Here is a 15,608-nt window from a genome sequence, read left to right as displayed (position 1 = left end):
AGTGTCAAAAAAAGTGCGGCAGCCGGAGAGAGAAGTCCATGACCCAAGGTGTTGAATTCAATCGTCTGATGTTGGACATGCGTGCCATGCAGGCCGAAGCCATGTCCCAGCCCAAGGCTGTCGCCGCGCCTGAACTGGCGCCAGGCCAGAGCAGCTTTGCCGACATGCTTGGCCAGGCCATTGGCAAGGTGCATGAAACGCAGCAGGCCTCCTCCCAGCTGTCCAACGCTTTCGAGATCGGCAAGAGCGGGGTCGACCTGACCGATGTGATGATCGCCTCGCAGAAGGCCTCGGTGTCGTTCCAGGCCCTGACCCAGGTGCGCAACAAGCTGGTACAGGCGTACCAGGACATCATGCAGATGCCGGTATAAGGGCGAGAGTGAGTCATGGCCGAAGCAGTCGTCGATAACGCCCCCGCCAAGAGTGGTCCGCCAGCGGCCAAGCCGCCGCTGTTCGGCATGGCGTTCCTGGAAAACATCTCGCAGATGCCCATGCTGCGTCAGGTCGGCCTGCTGGTCGGCCTGGCCGCCAGCGTGGCCATCGGTTTCGCCGTGGTGCTGTGGTCGCAGCAGCCGGATTACCGGCCGCTGTACGGCAGCCTGGCGGGCACCGACACCAAGCAGGTGATCGATGCCCTGACCGCCGCCGATATCCCCTATCGCGTGGAGCCGAACTCCGGCGCCCTGTTGGTCAAGGCCGACGACCTCTCCCGTGCGCGCCTGAAGCTGGCCTCCGCCGGTGTCGCGCCAAGCGATGGCAACGTCGGCTTCGAGTTGCTCGACAAGGAGCAGGGCCTGGGCACCAGCCAGTTCATGGAAGCCACCCGCTACCGTCGCAGCCTGGAAGGCGAGCTGGCGCGTACCGTGTCGAGCCTGAACAATGTCAAGGCCGCCCGCGTGCACCTGGCGATCCCGAAAAGCTCGGTGTTCGTGCGTGACGAGCGCAAGCCCAGCGCCTCGGTGCTGGTCGAACTGTACCCGGGCCGCGCCCTGGAGGCGGGCCAGGTGATGGCCATCGTCAACCTCGTGGCCACCAGTGTTCCGGAGCTCGACAAGTCCCAGGTGACCGTGGTCGACCAGAAGGGCAACCTGCTTTCCGACCAGTTGCAGGACACCGCCCTGACCATGGCGGGCAAGCAGTTCGACTACAGCCGCCGCATGGAAGGCATGCTCACCCAGCGCGTGCACAATATCCTCCAGCCGGTGCTGGGCAACGACCGCTACAAGGCCGAGGTGTCGACCGACGTCGACTTCAGCGCCGTCGAATCCACCTCCGAGCAGTTCAATCCAGACCAACCGGCGCTGCGCAGCGAACAGTCGGTCAACGAACAGCGTGCCAGCAGCCAGGGCCCGCAAGGTGTGCCGGGCGCCCTGAGCAATCAGCCGCCGGCCGGCGCCTCCGCGCCCGAAAACGCCAAGGCCGCCGCCACGCCGGCCGGTGCCATCCAGCCTGGTCAGCCGCTGGTGGACGCCAACGGCCAGCAGATCATGGACCCGGCCACCGGCCAGCCGATGCTCGCGCCGTACCCGAGCGACAAGCGTCAGCAGAGCACCAAGAACTTCGAGCTGGACCGCTCCATCAGCCACACCCGTCAGCAGCAAGGTCGCCTGACCCGCCTGTCGGTGGCCGTGGTGGTGGACGACCAGGTCAAGCTCGACGCGGCCACCGGCGAAGCCACCCGCACTCCGTGGGGTGCCGAAGACCTGGCGCGCTTCACCCGCCTGGTGCAGGACGCGGTGGGCTTCGATGCCAGCCGTGGCGACAGCGTCACCGTGATCAACGTGCCGTTCGCCGCCGACCGTGGCGACGAGCTGGTCGACATTCCGTTCTACTCGCAGCCGTGGTTCTGGGACATCGTCAAGCAGGTGCTGGGCGTGCTGTTCATCCTGGTGCTGGTGTTCGGCGTGCTGCGTCCGGTGCTCAACAACATCACAGGTGGCGGCAAGCAGGCTGCCACGGACAGCGACATGGAGCTGGGCGGCATGATCGGTCTGGATGGCGAACTGGCCAACGACCGCGTCAGCCTGGGTGGCCCGACAAGCATTCTGTTGCCGAGCCCGAGCGAGGGTTACGAGGCACAGCTCAACGCAATCAAGGGCCTGGTGGCCGAAGACCCGGGCCGCGTGGCCCAGGTCGTGAAAGAGTGGATCAACGCCGATGAGTGACAATCGAGCCATTACCGCCAAGCTGAGCCGCGTCGACAAGGCGGCCATCCTCCTGCTCTCGCTCGGCGAGACCGATGCCGCGCAGGTCCTGCGCCACATGGGGCCCAAGGAAGTGCAGCGGGTCGGTGTGGCCATGGCGCAGATGGGCAACGTCCATCGCGAGCAGGTCGAGCAGGTGATGAGCGAGTTCGTCGAGATCGTCGGCGACCAGACCAGCCTGGGCGTCGGTTCCGACGGCTATATCCGCAAGATGCTCAACCAGGCTCTTGGCGAGGACAAGGCCAACGGCCTGATCGACCGCATCCTGCTCGGTGGCAACACCAGCGGCCTGGACAGCCTCAAGTGGATGGAGCCGCGTGCCGTGGCCGACGTCATCCGCTACGAGCACCCGCAGATCCAGGCCATCGTGGTCGCCTACCTCGACCCCGACCAGGCTGGCGAGGTGCTGAGCAACTTCGACCACAAGGTGCGCCTGGACATCGTCCTGCGCGTGTCGTCGCTCAACACCGTGCAGCCGGCGGCGCTCAAGGAGCTCAACCAGATCCTCGAGAAGCAGTTCTCCGGCAACTCCAATGCCGCGCGCACCACCCTGGGTGGCATCAAGCGCGCCGCCGACATCATGAACTTCCTCGACAGTTCCGTGGAAGGCGCGCTCATGGACTCGATTCGCGAGATCGACAGCGACCTGTCGGAGCAGATCGAAGACCTGATGTTCGTCTTCAACAACCTGGCCGACGTCGACGACCGTGGCATCCAGGCGCTGCTGCGCGAGGTGTCCTCGGACGTGCTGGTGGTGTCGCTCAAGGGCGCCGACGAGCGGGTCAAGGACAAGATCTTCAAGAACATGTCCAAGCGTGCGTCGGAGCTGCTGCGCGACGACCTGGAGGCCAAGGGGCCGGTGCGGGTCAGCGACGTGGAAACGGCGCAGAAGGAAATCCTCACCATCGCCCGCCGTATGGCCGAGGCCGGCGAGATCGTGCTGGGCGGCAAGGGCGCCGAGGAAATGATCTGATCAGCGGGGCGACGCGGTCCCTTGTAGGAGCGGCCTCGCCGATGCGTCGGACCGGCCGGAAAGGGCAGCAAGGCTGCCCCGACAATTTTGCGGTGACATCGAGATCGAGGGCTGCTTTGCAGCCCTTTCGCGGCACAAGGCCGCTCCTACAGGGGGCGCGTTGGTTGCAGATGGCTTTTGAGTACCTGAAAACATGTCCACCACCGAACACCCCAGCGACCTGATCCGTGCCCGCGACCTCGAGGGCGTGGATGTGTGGGCGCTGCCAAGCTTCGACCCCGAGCCCGAGCCGCAACCCGAGCCGGAGCCTGAGGTCATCGAGGAAGAAGTCGAGGAGGTGCCGCTGGAGGAAGTCCAGCCGCTGACCCTCGAAGAGCTCGAGGCCATCCGTCAGGAGGCCTACAACGAAGGCTTCGCCACTGGCGAGCGCGAAGGCTTCCATAGCACTCAGCTTAAGGTTCGCCAGGAGGCCGAAGTGGCCCTGGCGGCCAAATTGGCCAGCCTCGAACAGGTCATGAACCATCTGCTCGAGCCCATTGCCGAGCAGGACACCCAGATCGAGAAAGCCCTGGTGCAACTGGTTGCCAGCATGGCCCGCCAGGTCATCGGTCGTGAGTTGCGCAGCGATTCGAGCCAGATCACCCACGTCCTGCGTGAGGCGCTGAAACTGCTGCCGATGGGCGCCGACAACATCCGTATCCACCTCAATCCGCAGGATTTCGAGCTGGCCAAGGCCTTGCGCGAGCGTCATGAGGAGAGCTGGAAACTGCTCGAGGATGAGTCGTTGCTGCCGGGCGGCTGCCGGATCGAGACCGCTCACAGTCGTATCGACGCGACCATGGAGACCCGCATCGAAAAGGCCGTGACGCAATTGTTCGACCAGTCTCACGACCAGGCCCTGCACCCTGCTGCTGCGGATATATCCGTCGAGCTGGACGTGCCGGCGGGTGAATCCGATGCGCCTTGACCGCACCAGCTTCGGCAAGCGCCTGGAGGGCTACGCCGACGCGATGAAGCTGCCCGACCAGCCGATCGTCGAAGGGCGCCTGCTGCGCATGGTCGGCCTCACCCTCGAGGCTGAAGGCCTGCGCGCCGCGGTGGGCAGTCGCTGCCTGGTGATCAACGACGACAGCTATCACCCGGTGCAGGTGGAGGCCGAAGTCATGGGCTTTGCTGGCAGCAAGGTGTTCCTGATGCCGGTCGGCAGCATTGTCGGCCTTGCTCCCGGTGCGCGCGTGGTGCCGCTGGACGACAGCGGTCGCTTGCCGATGGGCATGAGCATGCTTGGCCGGGTGCTCGACGGCGCCGGTCGCGCTCTGGATGGCAAGGGTGGGATGAAGGCCGAGGACTGGGTGCCGATGGACGGCCCGATCATCAACCCGCTCAACCGTGATCCGATCAGCCAGCCGCTGGATGTCGGTATCCGCAGCATCAATGGCTTGCTCACCGTCGGCCGCGGCCAACGCCTGGGCCTGTTCGCCGGTACCGGTGTCGGTAAGTCGGTGCTGCTGGGCATGATGACCCGCTTTACCGAGGCTGAGATCATCGTGGTCGGCCTGATCGGCGAGCGGGGTCGGGAAGTGAAGGAGTTCATCGAGCACATCCTCGGCGAAGAGGGGCTCAAGCGCTCGGTGGTGGTCGCCTCGCCGGCGGATGATGCGCCGTTGATGCGTCTGCGCGCAGCGATGTATTGCACGCGCATTGCCGAGTATTTCCGCGACAAGGGCAAGAATGTCCTGTTGCTGATGGACTCGCTGACCCGTTTCGCCCAGGCCCAGCGCGAAATCGCCCTGGCCATCGGCGAGCCCCCCGCCACCCGCGGTTATCCGCCGTCGGTGTTCGCCAAGCTGCCCAAGCTGGTGGAGCGGGCCGGTAATGGCGAGCCGGGCGGTGGTTCGATCACCGCGTTCTACACGGTGCTGTCCGAGGGCGACGACCAGCAGGACCCGATCGCCGACTCGGCGCGGGGTGTGCTTGACGGTCACTTCGTGCTGTCCCGGCGCCTGGCCGAGGAAGGGCACTACCCGGCCATCGACATCGAGGCCTCGATCAGCCGGGTCATGCCCCAGGTGGTCGATCCCGATCACCTGCGTCAGGCGCAGAAGTTCAAGCAGCTGTGGTCGCGCCTGTCGCAGAGCCGCGACCTGATCAGCGTCGGCGCCTATGTGGCCGGTGGCGATCCGGAGACGGACCTGGCCATCGCCTTGCAACCCAAGCTGGTGGACTTCCTGCGCCAGCGCCTGGATGAGAACGTCGGCATGGCACAGAGCCGTGAAGAACTGGCTGCGGTGTTCGCGCCGCCGGCGGGCTGATAGACCATGGCCCAGCCCAGCCGAGCGGCACGCCTGGTGCCGGTGGTGGACATGGCCGAGGAGGCCGAGCGCAAGGCCGCCCAGCGCCTGGGGCATTTCCAGAGGCTGCTCAGCGATGCCCAGGCCAAGCAGGCCGAGCTCGAGAGTTTTCGCGAGGCCTATCAGCAGCAGTGGATCAATCGCGGCAGCCAGGGCGTCGACGGCAACTGGCTGGTCAACTATCAGCGCTTCCTCGGGCAGCTGGAGACGGCGATGACCCAGCAGCGCCAGAGCATGGCCTGGCACCAGAACAACCTGAACAACGCCCGCAACACCTGGCAGCAGGCCTATGCTCGGGTCGAAGGGCTGCGCAAGCTGGTCCAGCGCTACCTGGATGAAGCGCGCCGGGCCGAGGACAAGCGCGAGCAGAAGTTGCTCGATGAGCTGTCCCAGCGCCTCCCGCGCCAGAGCCACCCCTGATCGACCTGACTGGCGCCTGTCGCCAGCGCCTGCTAAACCTTCAGAAGTCGCATTCGCCATCATCGAAGGAATCGCTCGCATGGCAGTCGAAACTGATTTTTCACAGGATGGGAAAAAGCTGACGATCAAGGTCAAGGGTCGTTTCGATTTCGGCAAGCATCAGGAATTCAGGGACGCCTACGAGCATCAGCGCCCGCGCCCGGATTCGGTGGTGGTCGACCTGAAGGAGGCCACGTATCTCGACAGCTCGGCGTTGGGCATGTTGCTGTTGCTGCGCGACCATGTCGGTGGCGAGGATTCGGATATCCGTGTGGTCCATGCCAGCCCTGATGTGCGCAAGATCCTGGCGATCTCCAACTTCGAAAAGCTGTTCGACATCAGTTGAGCGTGGCCATGTCCGCCGATCAGCCGTTGACCGTGCTGGTGGCCGAGGACGGCGCCGCGGACAGGCTATTGCTGGCGCAGATCGTCCGGCGCCAGGGGCATGAGGTGGTCACGGCCGAGAACGGCGAGCAGGCAGTGAAGTTGTTCGCCGAGCGGCGGCCGCAGCTGGTGCTGCTCGATGCGCTGATGCCGGTGATGGATGGCTTCGAGGCGGCGCGGCGGATCAAGTCGCTGGCCGGCGAGGCGCTGGTGCCGATCATCTTCCTGACTTCTCTTAATGAAGAGGAGGGGCTGGTGCGTTGCCTGGAGGCCGGGGGCGACGATTTCATGGCCAAACCCTATAGCGCCGTCATCCTGGCAGCTAAGATTCGTGCCATGGATCGCTTGCGTCGCCTGCAGGCGACGGTGCTGGAGCAGCGCGACCAGATCGCCCGCCATCACCATCACCTGCTCAACGAGCAGCGGGTGGCCAAGGCGGTGTTCGACAAGGTCGCCCACTCCGGTTGCCTGGGTGCCTCGAACATCCGCTACCTGCAATCGCCCTACGCGCTGTTCAATGGCGATCTGTTGTTGGCGGCGTTTACCCCTTCGGGCGACATGCATGTGCTGCTGGGGGATTTTACCGGCCATGGCCTGCCGGCCGCGGTCGGCGCCATGCCGCTGGCGGAGGTGTTCTATGGCATGACCGCCAAGGGCTACGGCCTGGTCGAAACGCTGCGGGAGATGAACGCCAAGCTCAAGCGCATCCTGCCTGTGGACATGTTCTGTTGTGCGCTGTTGCTCAACCTGAGTTTCCAGCGAGAAACCGTGGAACTCTGGAACGGTGGCATGCCGGATGGCTATCGGCTGTCGGCGCAAGGCGAGGTGCTCGAGGTGTTGCCTTCGCGTCACCTGCCGTTGGGCATCCTGTCGCCCGACCAGTTCGACGATACCACCGAGGTGAGGCCGCTTGCGGCGGGAGAGCGATTGTTCCTGTTGTCCGATGGCGTGGTCGACACCGGGGATGCCCGGGAATGCCTGTTCGGCGTGGAGCGTCTGTTGGAAGTGCTGGCGGCCAACCGCGATCCGGTGGTGTTGTTCGACGAGGTCATGCAGGCACTGGCGGGCTTCGGCGGCCAGTCTCGTGACGATATCAGCCTGTGCGATATCCGTATGCTGGCGCCTGAACATGTAGTGCCGCAGGCGGTGGTGTACTCCGACAGTGGTCGTTCCAGTCCGCTGGACTGGTCGATGCAGTTCGAGTTGCGGGGCGAGAGCCTGGGGCGCTTCAACCCGGTTCCTTACCTGGTACAGCTGTTGCAGGAAATCCACGGGCTCAGGCCCAGCAGCGGCAAGTTGCACAGTGTGCTCAGCGAGCTGTACTCCAACGCGCTGGAGCATGGCGTGCTGGGGCTGGACTCGGCGCTCAAGCGCGACGCCAAAGGCTTCGCCGAGTACTATCGCCTGCGCGCCGAGCGCTTGGGGCAGCGGGTGCACGGCAGCGTCGGCATTGCCCTGCGGGTGGAACCTCAAGGTGCGGGTGGGCGTCTGATCATCGAGGTCCGCGACAGCGGCGCAGGCTTCGACGTGGAGCGCCTGTCGGTCGCCACGCCGGTGGAGCAGGGCTTCAGTGGGCGAGGGGTGAGCCTGGTGCGGCGGTTGGCCGGCAATGCCCAGTGGTTGGAGGGTGGACGCTTGGCGCGCGTGGAGTTTCAATGGTGAGCCGGATTGCGCGGCTCGGGCCTAATCAGGCTTGATCAAGGAGTGAGCAAGTGGCGGACATGCATATTGATCAGAAGGTGCTGAGTGACTTGCGGGAGGTCATGGAAGATGGCTACCTGCAGTTGCTGGAAACCTTCCTGGAAGACTCCGAGCGGCGCCTGAGCCAGCTGCACGAGGCCAAGGATGCCGACGAGTTGGGTCTTGCCGCACACAGTTTCAAGGGCAGCAGCAGCAATATGGGGGCCGTGGGCCTGGCCGAGCTGTGTCAGCAGCTCGAGGAGCGAGTGCGTCAACAATCCTTGTATGGCATCGAGGACCTGATCAACCGCATCGACCAGGAATACCTGGAGGTCCAGCGCTTCTACCGTGGCGAGCGTCAGCGAATCGCCGCCGAGTAAAGCTGGCGCGAGTTTTGCTTTTCTTCGCACAGACGCACTTTACCAGTTCTGCCGCGGAGACCTTTCAATGCCTGTCGCATCCAATCCATTGTTGCAAGCCGGCCTCGTCAACACGGCGTCGCGCCCGGCTGCCGGAGTGGCCGACAAGCCGCTGCAAGCCCCGGCCAGCCAGGGCGTTGGCTTCGACCAGGTCATGGCTCGCCAGGGGCGCGACAATGCCCCTTCCCGTGACGTCAAGGTGACCAAGGACGCCACCCCGGCCAAGCCCAAGGAGCAGACAGCGCCCGCCAATGGCGGCAAGCCGCAGGATGCCAGCAAGCCAGTCGTTGCCGATGACGGCAAGAACTTGCCTGCGACGGCTGACGCCAAGCCGGCCGGGGAAACGGACGAGTCGGCTGATAGCAGCAATACTCCCTCCCTCGATGCCAATCTGGTGGCAGGGCAGATCACCGATGCCCAGGCCGGCGCGCAGTTGATCCAGGCCCAGGCCGAAGCGGTCGCGCCGGTTTTGCAGGCGGCGGTGCAGGCGCCGCAACCCGCCGTGCCGGCTCCGCCGGTCGGTGAGGAGGTCCTCAAGGACGCAAACTTCGATCCGGACGCCGACCCACTGGCCGATATGCCGACCTTGCGTCTGGCGTTGGAGCACGAGGCCCAGGCCAAGGGTACGACTTCGGCGCATGCCGCCAGCGCGCGCCCGGAAAATGGCCAGGCGCCGGCCGATCCGGCCGCGACTGCCGTCAATACCTTGGCGAATGTGACAGAGAAGGCCGAGTCCGAGGCCGGGCACTCCGAGCGTGGCGACAAGGCGTTCGCCGGGCTGATCGACGATGGCCTCAAGGACATCAAGGAGGCCAGCAGCGACACGCGTGTGGATGACTTCGCCAATCGCCTGGCAAACCTGACGCAAGCGGCGACGCCCAAGACCGCCAACGCCGTGCCGGTAGCGCCGAACCCGCTGCAGCAGCCTCTGGCGATGAACCAGGGGGCCTGGACCGAAGGCCTGGTGAATCGGGTCATGTACCTGTCCAGCCAGAACCTGAAGTCGGCGGATATCCAGCTTGAACCTGCCGAGCTGGGTCGCCTGGACATTCGTGTCAATGTCGCGGCGGATCAATCCACCCAGATTCACTTCGTCAGCGGTCACGCCGGGGTGCGCGATGCTCTCGACAGCCAGGCCTTCCGTTTGCGCGAGTTGTTCGCCCAGCAAGGCCTGGCGCAGCCGGACGTCAGCGTGGCCGATCAGTCCCGCGAGCAGCAGCAACAGCAGCAGGCGCAGCAGGGCGGGTCGAACCTGTCCGGCGTCGCGGCGCGCCGCGCCGAGGCGGCCGGGGAGGGCGGCGAACTGGTCGATGCCGCGCATCCCGTCGAGCAGCAGACGGTGATCGGCAGCAGCATGGTCGACTACTACGCCTGATCTTCCCCCGGCCCTGGCCATGCCCCGTCGGGCGGGTACTTTCCCGCGACGGGGTGGGTACTTTCCGACACGAGCAGATTTGGCATAACACTTGCTCAAGCCACGTCATCCTTCCTTGAAACCCCGATGGACGACGGATTATTGGCATGGCGAAGAGTGACGCAGTGAAAGACCCCGCCACTAAAGGCAAACTCAAGTTGATCCTGCTGCTGGTGCTGGCCCTGCTCCTGGCGGTCGGCCTGTCGGTAGGCGCTACCTGGTTCTTCATGCACAAGAGCGAGTCGGCGCCAGCGCCCGACGCCGCGCAGAGCAATGTCAAGCTGCCGGCGATCTACGAGCCGCTGGCACCGGCCTTCGTGGTCAACTTCAACCAGAACGGCCGCCAGCGCTACATGCAGGTGAGCATCACCATGCAGGGGCGCAGCCAGGCCGACCTCGAAGCGCTCAAGGTGCATATGCCGGTGATTCGCAACAACCTGGTGATGATGTTCTCCGGCCAGGGCTTCGACACCCTTGCCGCCAGCCCCGTCGGGCAGGAGATGCTGCGCCAGAAGGCCACCGCGGTGGTACAGGAAGTGGCACAGAAGGAAGTCGGCAGGCCGGTCGTCGACCAGCTGCTGTTCACCAATTTCGTATTGCAGTAGGAGCACATAGATGGCCGTGCAGGACCTGCTGTCCCAGGATGAGATCGACGCCCTTCTGCATGGGGTGGACGATGGGCTGGTACAAACCGAGAGCGCTGGCGAGCCCGGCAGCATCAAGAGCTACGACCTGACCAGTCAGGACCGTATCGTGCGGGGTCGCATGCCGACCCTGGAAATGATCAACGAGCGTTTCGCCCGTTATACCCGTATTAGCATGTTCAACCTGCTGCGTCGCTCCGCCGACGTGGCGGTGGGCGGCGTGCAGGTGATGAAGTTCGGCGAGTACGTGCACTCGCTGTACGTACCCACCAGCCTCAACCTGGTCAAGATCAAGCCGTTGCGTGGCACCGCGCTGTTCATCCTCGACGCCAAACTGGTGTTCAAGCTGGTGGACAACTTCTTCGGTGGCGACGGCCGTCACGCCAAGATCGAGGGTCGCGAGTTCACCCCGACCGAGCTGCGCGTGGTGCGCATGGTTCTGGACCAGTGCTTCGTCGACCTCAAGGAAGCCTGGCAGGCGATCATGCCGGTCAACTTCGAGTACATCAACTCCGAGGTCAACCCGGCCATGGCCAACATCGTCGGCCCCAGCGAGGCGGTGGTGGTCTCGACCTTCCACATCGAGCTCGACGGCGGTGGCGGCGACCTGCACGTGACCATGCCGTATTCGATGATCGAGCCGGTGCGCGAAATGCTCGACGCCGGCTTCCAGTCCGATCTGGACGACCAGGACGAGCGCTGGGTCAAGGCCCTGCGCGAAGACGTGCTGGACGTCAACGTGCCGGTGTCGGCCACGGTCGCCCGTCGCCAGCTGAAGCTGCGTGACATCCTGCACATGCAGCCGGGCGACGTGATTCCGGTGGAACTGCCGGAGCACCTGGTGCTGCGCGCCAACGGCGTGCCGTCGTTCAAGGCGCGGCTGGGTTCGCACAAGGGCACCCTGTCGCTGCAGATCATCGACCCGATCGAACGCCGCTGACGGCGTGCCGGTCGCTCCAACGTATTGAATGCCTGTCGAGGAAATCATGGCTAACGAAAACGAGATCAATTCTCCCGAGGAACAGGCCCTGGCCGATGAGTGGGCTGCCGCCCTGGAAGAGACCGGTGATGCCGGTCAGTCCGACATCGACGCGCTGCTGGCCGCCGACGCCGCTTCGGCCGGCGCCGGCCGCCTGCCAATGGAAGAGTTCGCCAGCTCGCCCAAGCCCAACGAGCATGTCAGCCTCGATGGCCCCAACCTGGATGTGATCCTGGATATCCCGGTGAGCATTTCCATGGAAGTGGGCAGCACCGAGATCAGCATCCGCAACCTGCTGCAGCTCAACCAGGGTTCGGTGATCGAACTCGACCGCCTGGCCGGCGAGCCGCTGGACGTGCTGGTCAATGGCACGCTGATCGCCCATGGCGAGGTGGTGGTGGTCAACGAGAAGTTCGGCATCCGCCTGACCGACGTGATCAGCCCCAGCGAACGTATCAAGAAGCTGCGCTGAGTGAAGGGCATGGTTCGGGGCATCACGGCTGTCGGGGCGTTGCTGGTCAGCGAGGCGGTGATCGCCGCCGCCGTGCCTGCGGCTGCATCGACGGCGGCGCCCGGTGGATTGGGCGCGCAGCTGGCGCAAACGGTGATCGGCCTGCTGTTGGTGGTGGGGCTGATCTTCTTCCTGGCCTGGCTGCTGCGACGCATGCAGGGCAGCGCGCAGCAGGGCGCCCAGGTGATCGAGGTCATCGGCACCCGGGCCATCGGTCCGCGTGATCGGCTGCTGCTGGTGCAGGTTGGCAAGGAGCAGATCCTGATCGGCCATACCCCCGGCAGCATCGAGGCCCTGCACGTGCTGGCCGAACCCGTGGATGTGCCCGCCTCGGCGCGCCAGGCCACGCCGGAATTCGCCCAGCGGCTGCTCGAGCTGATGGGCAAGGACCAGAAGGACAAGAAGTGATGAGCGGCGCAGTGCGCTTTCTGTTGACCCTGGCGCTGCTGCTGGCCGCGCCGCTGGCCCTGGCCGCCGATCCGTTGTCGATTCCGGCCATCACCCTGTCCAGTGGGGCGGACGGGCAGCAGGAGTATTCGGTCAGCCTGCAGATCCTGCTGATCATGACGGCGCTGAGCTTCATTCCGGCGTTCGTCATCCTGATGACCAGCTTCACTCGCATCATCATCGTTTTCTCGATCCTGCGTCAGGCCCTGGGCCTGCAACAGACCCCGTCGAACCAGTTGCTTACCGGCATGGCGCTGTTCCTGACCATGTTCATCATGGCGCCGGTGTTCGATCGGGTGAACAAGGACGCCTTGCAGCCCTACCTGGCCGAGCAGATGACCGCCCAGCAGGCGATCGACAAGGCCCAGGTACCCTTGAAGGACTTCATGCTGGCACAGACCCGGCAGAGCGATCTCGACCTGTTCATGCGTCTGTCCAAGCGCACCGATATCGCCGGGCCCGACCAGGTGCCGCTGACGATCCTGGTGCCGGCGTTCGTCACCTCCGAGCTCAAGACTGCATTCCAGATCGGTTTCATGATCTTCATCCCGTTCCTGATCATCGACATGGTGGTCGCCAGCGTGCTGATGGCCATGGGTATGATGATGCTGTCGCCATTGATCATCTCGCTGCCGTTCAAGATCATGCTGTTCGTCCTGGTCGATGGCTGGGCGCTGATCATGGGCACCCTGGCCGGAAGTTTCGGCGGTGTCTGACGCCGTCAAGGAGAGCCTCGCATGACACCCGAAGTCGCCATCGACCTGTTCCGTGAAGCGTTGTGGATGACCACCATGATGGTCGCCATCCTGGTGGTGCCGAGCCTGTTGGTCGGCCTTGTGGTGGCCATGTTCCAGGCCGCGACGCAGATCAACGAACAGACCCTGAGCTTTCTCCCGCGCCTGCTGGTGATGCTGGTCACGTTGATCGTCGTCGGTCCGTGGCTGACGCAGAAGTTCATGGAGTATTTCATCGGCCTCTACACCAGCATTCCGCAGCTGGTCGGTTGACGCCACGATGCTGGAATTGACCGACACGCAGATCGGCACCTGGGTCGCCACCTTCATCCTGCCGCTGTTCCGGGTGACCGCCTTGCTGATGACCATGCCGATCATTGGCACCAAGATGCTGTCGGCCCGGATACGCTTGTACGTCGCTATTGCCATTACCGTGGTGATCGTGCCGGCCCTGCCGCCGCTGCCTGAAATCGATCCGTTGAGCCTGCGCGGCGTGCTGCTGTGCGCCGAGCAGGTGATTGTCGGGGCGCTGTTCGGTTTTTCCTTGCAGCTGCTGTTCCAGGCTTTCGTCGTCGCGGGGCAGATCGTCGCGGTGCAGATGGGCATGGCCTTCGCCTCCATGGTCGATCCGGCCAACGGCGTCAACGTCGCGGTGATCGGTCAGTTCATGACCATGCTGGTGAGTATGTTGTTCCTGCTGATGAATGGCCACCTGGTCGCGTTCGAGATCCTTACCGAGAGTTTCACCACGTTGCCGGTGGGGCACGCGCTGATGGTCGATCATTTCTGGGAAATGGCTGGGCGCATGAGCTGGGTGCTGGGGGCCGGGTTGTTGCTGATCCTGCCGGCAATCGCCTCGCTGCTGGTGGTCAACATTGCGTTTGGCGTGATGACCCGCGCGGCCCCGCAATTGAACATCTTCTCCATTGGTTTCCCGCTTACGCTGGTGCTGGGCATGGTGATCTTCTGGATCGGCCTGGCGGATATCCTTTCACACTACCAGGCACTGGCCAGCGAAGCGCTGCAGTGGCTGCGTGAGCTGGCACGGGCGCGCTGAACATGGCGGAAAGCGAAAGCGGTCAGGACAAGACAGAGGAACCCACCGACAAGCGCAAGCGCGACGCGCGGGAAAAAGGTGAGGTCGCCCGCTCCAAGGAATTGAACACGGTGGCGGTGACCCTGGCTGGCGCCGGGGGACTGCTGGCCTTTGGTGGGCACCTGGCTGAAGAATTGATGGCGCTGATGCGCATGAACTTCAGCCTTACCCGCGAGGTGGTGGTGGACGAGGGGAGCATGGCGGCGTTCCTGCTGGCCTCGGGCAAGATGGCCATCTGGGCGGTGCAGCCGGTGCTGATCCTGCTGTTCGTGATCGCATTCGTCGGCCCGATCGCGTTGGGTGGTTTCCTGTTTTCCGGCAGCTTGCTGCAGCCCAAGTTCAGTCGCATGAACCCTTTGTCGGGGATCAAGCGCATGTTTTCGATGAATGCGCTGACCGAGCTGCTCAAGGCGCTGGCCAAGTTCTTCGTGATCCTGATCGTGGCATTGGTGGTGTTGGCCGGGGATCGCCAGGCGCTGCTGGCGATTGCCAACGAACCGCTCGAGCAGGCGATCATCCACTCGGTCCAGGTAGTGGGCTGGAGTGCGTTGTGGATGGCGGCTGGGTTGCTACTGATTGCTGCGGCCGATGTACCGTTCCAGCTGTGGCAGACCCACAAGAAAATGAAGATGACCAAGCAGGAAGTGAAGGACGAGTACAAGGACAGTGAGGGCAAGCCCGAGGTCAAGCAGCGTATTCGCCAGCTGCAGCGCGAGGCGTCGCAGCGTCGGATGATGGCGGCGGTGCCGGATGCGGATGTGATCATTACCAACCCGACTCACTATGCCGTGGCCTTGCAGTATGACCCCGAGAAGGGGGGCTCGGCGCCGCTGCTGGTGGCCAAGGGGACCGATTTTGTCGCCTTGAAGATGCGGGAGATCGGGGTCGAGCATAACGTGCAGATACTTGAGTCGCCGGCCCTGGCGCGGGCTATCTACTACTCTACCGAGATGGAGCAGGAGATTCCGGCGGGGTTGTACCTGGCGGTGGCGCAGGTGTTGGCCTATGTGTTCCAGATTCGGCAGTATCGGGCGGGCAAGGGGAAGGCGCCGGAGCCTTTGAAAGAGGACTTGCCGATTCCTGATGATTTGCGGCGGGATAGTTGAGTTGAGTTGAGTTGAGTTGAGTTGAGTTGAGTTGAGTTGAGTTGAGTTGAGTTGAGTTGAGTTTGGTTTGGTTTGGTTTGGTTTGGTTGTGGTTGTGGTTGTGTTGAAAGTTGTATGCGCATTCATTTGTGATGTCGACGCTTATTCACCTTTCCGCCCTTACGGCGGGTAACTTTTTGAAGGATCAAAAAGTCACCAAAAAATCCT

At 63.9% G+C, this 15,608-nt stretch carries 18 protein-coding genes; all 18 read left to right on the top strand.

What is annotated here, in order from left to right:
* Window positions 1-38: 38 nt before the first annotated feature.
* The 18 genes from fliE to flhB all read left to right on the top strand — a co-directional run bounded on the left by fliE (window position 39) and on the right by flhB (window position 15,401).
* Window positions 39-371, top strand: a complete 333-nt coding sequence (gene fliE / locus HU735_RS19500) for a flagellar hook-basal body complex protein FliE (protein ID WP_050706674.1) — start codon at window positions 39-41, stop codon at window positions 369-371.
* A gap of 15 nt (window positions 372-386) precedes the next feature.
* Complete coding sequence (fliF, locus tag HU735_RS19495) at window positions 387-2,165, top strand: flagellar basal-body MS-ring/collar protein FliF (protein WP_186714837.1); 1,779 nt, start codon at window positions 387-389, stop codon at window positions 2,163-2,165.
* Window positions 2,158-3,177 (top strand): flagellar motor switch protein FliG, encoded by a 1,020-nt coding sequence (gene fliG, locus HU735_RS19490; protein WP_023631000.1) that lies wholly within the window; start codon window positions 2,158-2,160, stop codon window positions 3,175-3,177. Before fliF ends, fliG begins: the two co-directional genes overlap by 8 nt.
* Window positions 3,178-3,370: 193 nt before the next feature.
* Window positions 3,371-4,144, top strand: a complete 774-nt coding sequence (gene fliH / locus HU735_RS19485) for a flagellar assembly protein FliH (RefSeq protein WP_186714836.1) — start codon at window positions 3,371-3,373, stop codon at window positions 4,142-4,144.
* Entirely contained in the window at window positions 4,134-5,489 is a 1,356-nt protein-coding gene (fliI, locus tag HU735_RS19480) for a flagellar protein export ATPase FliI (protein ID WP_186714835.1), read from the top strand. The genes fliH and fliI overlap by 11 nt, the downstream gene beginning before the upstream one ends.
* Before the next feature lie 6 nt (window positions 5,490-5,495).
* Entirely contained in the window at window positions 5,496-5,948 is a 453-nt protein-coding gene (fliJ, locus tag HU735_RS19475) for a flagellar export protein FliJ (protein ID WP_050706671.1), read from the top strand.
* A gap of 79 nt (window positions 5,949-6,027) precedes the next feature.
* On the top strand, window positions 6,028-6,333 hold the full coding sequence (locus HU735_RS19470; RefSeq protein WP_050706670.1) for an STAS domain-containing protein: 306 nt from the start codon (window positions 6,028-6,030) through the stop codon (window positions 6,331-6,333).
* Window positions 6,334-6,341: 8 nt separating this feature from the next.
* On the top strand, window positions 6,342-8,033 hold the full coding sequence (locus HU735_RS19465; RefSeq protein WP_186714834.1) for a fused response regulator/phosphatase: 1,692 nt from the start codon (window positions 6,342-6,344) through the stop codon (window positions 8,031-8,033).
* A gap of 50 nt (window positions 8,034-8,083) precedes the next feature.
* Window positions 8,084-8,431, top strand: a complete 348-nt coding sequence (locus tag HU735_RS19460) for an Hpt domain-containing protein (protein ID WP_050706668.1) — start codon at window positions 8,084-8,086, stop codon at window positions 8,429-8,431.
* A 67-nt stretch (window positions 8,432-8,498) separates the two neighbouring features.
* Entirely contained in the window at window positions 8,499-9,845 is a 1,347-nt protein-coding gene (locus tag HU735_RS19455) for a flagellar hook-length control protein FliK (RefSeq protein WP_186714833.1), read from the top strand.
* 146 nt (window positions 9,846-9,991) lie between these two features.
* Complete coding sequence (fliL, locus tag HU735_RS19450; protein WP_050706666.1) at window positions 9,992-10,489, top strand: flagellar basal body-associated protein FliL; 498 nt, start codon at window positions 9,992-9,994, stop codon at window positions 10,487-10,489.
* A gap of 10 nt (window positions 10,490-10,499) precedes the next feature.
* Window positions 10,500-11,468: a flagellar motor switch protein FliM gene (gene fliM, locus HU735_RS19445; protein WP_050706665.1), complete on the top strand. Its 969-nt coding sequence runs from the start codon at window positions 10,500-10,502 to the stop codon at window positions 11,466-11,468.
* Between the two features lie 46 nt (window positions 11,469-11,514).
* The gene (gene fliN / locus HU735_RS19440; RefSeq protein WP_186714832.1) at window positions 11,515-11,979 is read left to right on the top strand and encodes a flagellar motor switch protein FliN; all 465 of its coding nucleotides are present in this window, start codon (window positions 11,515-11,517) and stop codon (window positions 11,977-11,979) included.
* The gene (gene fliO / locus HU735_RS19435; protein ID WP_186714831.1) at window positions 11,980-12,426 is read left to right on the top strand and encodes a flagellar biosynthetic protein FliO; all 447 of its coding nucleotides are present in this window, start codon (window positions 11,980-11,982) and stop codon (window positions 12,424-12,426) included.
* Complete coding sequence (fliP, locus tag HU735_RS19430; RefSeq protein WP_186714830.1) at window positions 12,426-13,181, top strand: flagellar type III secretion system pore protein FliP; 756 nt, start codon at window positions 12,426-12,428, stop codon at window positions 13,179-13,181. The genes fliO and fliP overlap by 1 nt, the downstream gene beginning before the upstream one ends.
* Before the next feature lie 21 nt (window positions 13,182-13,202).
* A complete protein-coding gene (gene fliQ, locus HU735_RS19425) occupies window positions 13,203-13,472 on the top strand; it encodes a flagellar biosynthesis protein FliQ (protein WP_050706662.1) in 270 nt (89 codons plus the stop codon).
* Between the two features lie 7 nt (window positions 13,473-13,479).
* Window positions 13,480-14,256: a flagellar biosynthetic protein FliR gene (gene fliR, locus HU735_RS19420; RefSeq protein ID WP_186714829.1), complete on the top strand. Its 777-nt coding sequence runs from the start codon at window positions 13,480-13,482 to the stop codon at window positions 14,254-14,256.
* 2 nt (window positions 14,257-14,258) lie between these two features.
* Window positions 14,259-15,401, top strand: coding sequence for a flagellar biosynthesis protein FlhB (gene flhB / locus HU735_RS19415; RefSeq protein WP_050706660.1), 1,143 nt, complete (start codon window positions 14,259-14,261; stop codon window positions 15,399-15,401).
* The last annotated feature ends 207 nt before the right edge of the window (window positions 15,402-15,608 follow it).

The organism is Pseudomonas sp. BW16M2 (assembly GCF_014268865.1).
GTDB classification, from domain to species: Bacteria; Pseudomonadota; Gammaproteobacteria; order Pseudomonadales; family Pseudomonadaceae; genus Aquipseudomonas; species Aquipseudomonas peradeniyensis.
The sequence above is the reverse complement of the archived record's forward strand: the minus strand, read 5'-3'. Positions and strand labels throughout refer to the sequence as shown.